Source organism: Bradyrhizobium sp. PRIMUS42 (assembly GCF_023006515.1).
In the GTDB taxonomy this organism is placed as follows: Bacteria; Pseudomonadota; Alphaproteobacteria; order Rhizobiales; family Xanthobacteraceae; genus Bradyrhizobium.
Map to the genome: position 1 here is coordinate 1 of NZ_JALBGZ010000645.1, position 3,597 is coordinate 3,597.

Consider the following 3,597-nt stretch of genomic DNA (forward strand, 5'->3'; position numbering starts at 1 on the left):
CGATCCGATCGAACGGCGACCCAGCTCGGGCGGCCACCCGGGCTGGGCCATTCCTCACGGAACGGCTCAATATAATCGATCGCCCTAATACAAGGGTGGGCAAAGGCGCTGAGCGCCGTCCCCACCACGCTCCTCGACGGCACACAGGTTGGTGGGCACGCTTCCGCCTTCGCTCTGCGAGCTACGGCGGACAAGTCGCTTTGCCCACCCTACGACTGTGGAGTGTGTGGCTCTACTTCCCCCACCTCAGCGCCAGCGCATGGCGCTCCTTGGCGAGTTCCAGCAGGCCCGCGCGCGTTGCCGGATGCAGCGGCTGGAGCGGATGGCGCACCGCGTCCGACTTGATCACGCCGCCGGCCTGCATCATCGCCTTGCAGGCGATCAGGCCGCATTGGCGGTTCTCGTAGTTGATCAGCGGCAGCCAGCGCTCATAGGCGGCCTTCGCCTTCTCGCGATCGCCGGCGAAATAGGGATCGACGATCTGGCGGATGCCGTCGGGATAGCCGCCGCCGGTCATCGCACCTGTGGCGCCGGCATCGAGATCGGCCAGTAGCGTGATCGCCTCCTCGCCGTCCCAGGGACCCTCGATGTCCTTGCCGCCGGCCTCGATCAGGCTGCGCAGCTTCGAGGCCGCGCCTGCTACCTCGATCTTGAAATAGCGGATGTTCGAGAGTTCGCGCGCCAGCCGCGCGAGCAGCTCGACCGACAGCGGCGTGCCGGCCACCGGCGCGTCCTGAATCATGACGGGAATTTTGATCGCGCCCGAGAGCACGCGGAAGAATTCGACGACGCCCTTCTCCGGCACCCGGAAGGTCGCGCCGTGATAGGGCGGCATCACCATCACCATGGCGGCGCCCGCCGCCTCCGCCTGCTGGCTGCGCGCGGCGCAGACGGCCGAGCTGAAATGCGTGGTGGTGACGATCACGGGAACCCGGCCCGCGACATGTTCCAGCACCGCATGCATCACGGTTTCGCGCTCGGCATCGGTGAGCACGAACTGCTCGGAGAAATTGGCGAGGATGCAGATGCCATTCGAGCCGGCATCGATCATGAAATCGATGCAGCGGCGTTGTCCCTCGAGGTCGAGCTCGCCGCGCTCGTCGAAGATGGTGGGCGCGACCGGGAACACGCCGCGATAAGGGCGCTGGGCCTTGTGGGGGGTGACCGGCATCGAACTCTCCATCCCTGATGTGTCTTACGTCTGGCGCTGCGCTCACGGAGCGAGGCGGCACAGATGTAGCCGCCGCGCGGATCGACGGCAATGCCGAACGCACGACGTCAGGATGGAAGAATGAGGCGAAACTACGCGGTCTTCACCGCTCCCAAAAAGCCCTCGACCGCGACGCGGAGGCGATCGGCGTCGGCCGACATCTTCTTGACGGAGTCCGACAACACCGTGCCGGCGTTGCCGGTCTCCTGATTAAGCCTGGCAACGCTGCCGATGGTGTCGGTGACCTCGCGGGTGCCTTGCGCGGCCTGCTGGAAGTTGCGCGAGATCTCGGTGGTGGCCGCGCGCTGCTCTTCGACGGCGGCGGCAATCGCCGTCATCTTCTCATCGATGCCGCTGATGGCACCGCCGATGGCGCGGATGGCGGTCACCGCCTGTCCCGTCGCGCCCTGGATCTCCTCGACCTGACGCGAGATCTCTTCCGTCGCTGTCGCCGTCTGAGAGGCGAGGCTCTTGACCTCGCCGGCGACCACGGCGAAACCGCGACCGGCCTCGCCCGCGCGCGCGGCTTCGATGGTGGCGTTCAGGGCCAGAAGGTTGGTCTGGCTGGCGATGGCGTTGATCATCTTCACGACTTCGCCGATGCGGCTTGCGGTCTGGTCGAGGATCTCGACCGTCGCGTTGGTCTGCTCGGCCTGCGACACCGCTTCGCGGGCCTCGCGGGCGCTGGACTGCACCTGCGCGGAGATCTCGCCGACGGATGCGGAGAGTTCCTCGGTCGCCGCCGCGATGGTCTCGAGATTGTTGGTGGCCTGCTCGGCGGCGGAGGAGACCGCTGCGGTCTGGCTGCTCGATTGCGAGACCAGCGAGCGCACGCCGGTCGCGGTGGCATCGAGCTCCCGCGTCGAGGCCACAACGCTCTGGATGACCGCCTGCACGGTGTCGTCGAAGCTGCGGCATGCGGAATCGACCGTGCCGGAGCGGGCCAGCTGAAGCGCCTGCTGCGATTCGCGTTCCTGGCCCAGCCGTTCCGCGGTCGCCGCACTCTCGCGCAGGCTTTCGAGTGCGGCGGCCATGGTGCCGAATTCGTCCGGATGCCGGGATTGCGGCACCGGCGTCGCATAGTCGCGTGCGCTGATGCGGGCGATGGCGTCAAGAATGGCGCGAACCGGGCGCATCAGGCGATTGCGCACCACGTACACGCCGGTCAGGGTCACGGCCAGCGCGAGCAGGAACGCGAGCGATTGCACGATGAGGTTGGTGAGGGCTTTCGCCTGAACCATCTCCGCACGCGCGATCGACTGGTCGAGCGCCGTGTTGGCGACAGCGACGATGGGCGCGAACGGCGACTGGCACAGCGCGTTCCATTCCGCCGCGGGCATCGCCGGACGGCCGCTGCCGTCGAAATTCTTGGTGAGATCGCCGATCTGCTTGAGGACGCCGTCGGTCTTGGCGCGCGCTTCCTTCGCCGCGTTGACGAGGTTCGCCGTCACGTCAGGCGCAGCGAGCAGTTCCTCCATGCCGGTCCAGCCGGCGGTGACGATTCCGTTCCAGCCGGCCACGGTCTGCTTCTGGATCTCGTCGAGCGGCTTGGAGGTGTTGACGTTCGGGCGCAGGGTCGAGCATTGGATGCCGTAGCGGTCGCGCACCTGCCAGGCGAGCCGGCGGGCCTGGATCATGCGGGCGATGAAGGGATCGTTGGTCCAGGCGCGGTTCGACACCGCGGTGGAGGCGAGATTGGCGGTCTCGATTACTTTTGTGACGCCATCGTACCAGGGTGCGGTGCGCTCGACCTTGCGCTCGGCACGCGGCAGCTTCGCCTCGTCGTAGAACAGCTGGAACTTCGGCGCGGCCTCGCTCCAGCGCTGCTTCAGCGTGCTTGCGAGCTCGTCGCGGCGGACGAATTCGACGGTGGAGAGCGCCGCGACAATGGCGTCAAAGCCGGCCTGCTCCGCCTTCTCGGCGGCACCGAGCTTGGCGCGCGGATCGTCCTCGCCAAGCAGCGCACTCTGGGCATCGCCCCGATTGTTGCGCAACGACAGCACGCCATGGAAGATCGCCTTGTCGGCATTCGCAAGCCGTTCGGTCTCGAGACTGTCGCTGTAGCGGCCGAAGGCCCCAACCATCTGGGTCGCCGTAGAGGCCAGCGCGCCGGCGGCCAGCAGCGCCATCAGCGTCAGGAGAAGCGAACTTACCGATTTCTTAAACATCGTCATGGGTCGGGGGCCTACTCTTCACGAGAGGCCACCTTGCATCGCGACATGCCAAGGTTTGGTTAAGACTTTAACCAAACACCTGCGGTTGTGTCCGCCGCTCTTCCTGGCAGGCCGCGTCCCCTCATGCGACCTTGGTGAAATCGGGCGGGCGGCGCTCGGCAAAGGCCGTGAACGCCTCGCGCGCCTCGGCGGTGCGCAGCCGCTGGGCGAACT

2 protein-coding genes are annotated in these 3,597 nt (G+C 66.9%); both read right to left on the minus strand.

Annotated features, from left to right (window positions below):
- Positions 1 to 232: 232 nt before the first annotated feature.
- Positions 233 to 1,171 (minus strand): dihydrodipicolinate synthase family protein, encoded by a 939-nt coding sequence (locus MOV75_RS31050; RefSeq protein ID WP_247007225.1) that lies wholly within the window; start codon positions 1,169 to 1,171, stop codon positions 233 to 235.
- Between the two features lie 131 nt (positions 1,172 to 1,302).
- Positions 1,303 to 3,384, minus strand: coding sequence for a methyl-accepting chemotaxis protein (locus MOV75_RS31055; protein WP_247007226.1), 2,082 nt, complete (start codon positions 3,382 to 3,384; stop codon positions 1,303 to 1,305).
- Positions 3,385 to 3,597 lie beyond the last annotated feature (213 nt).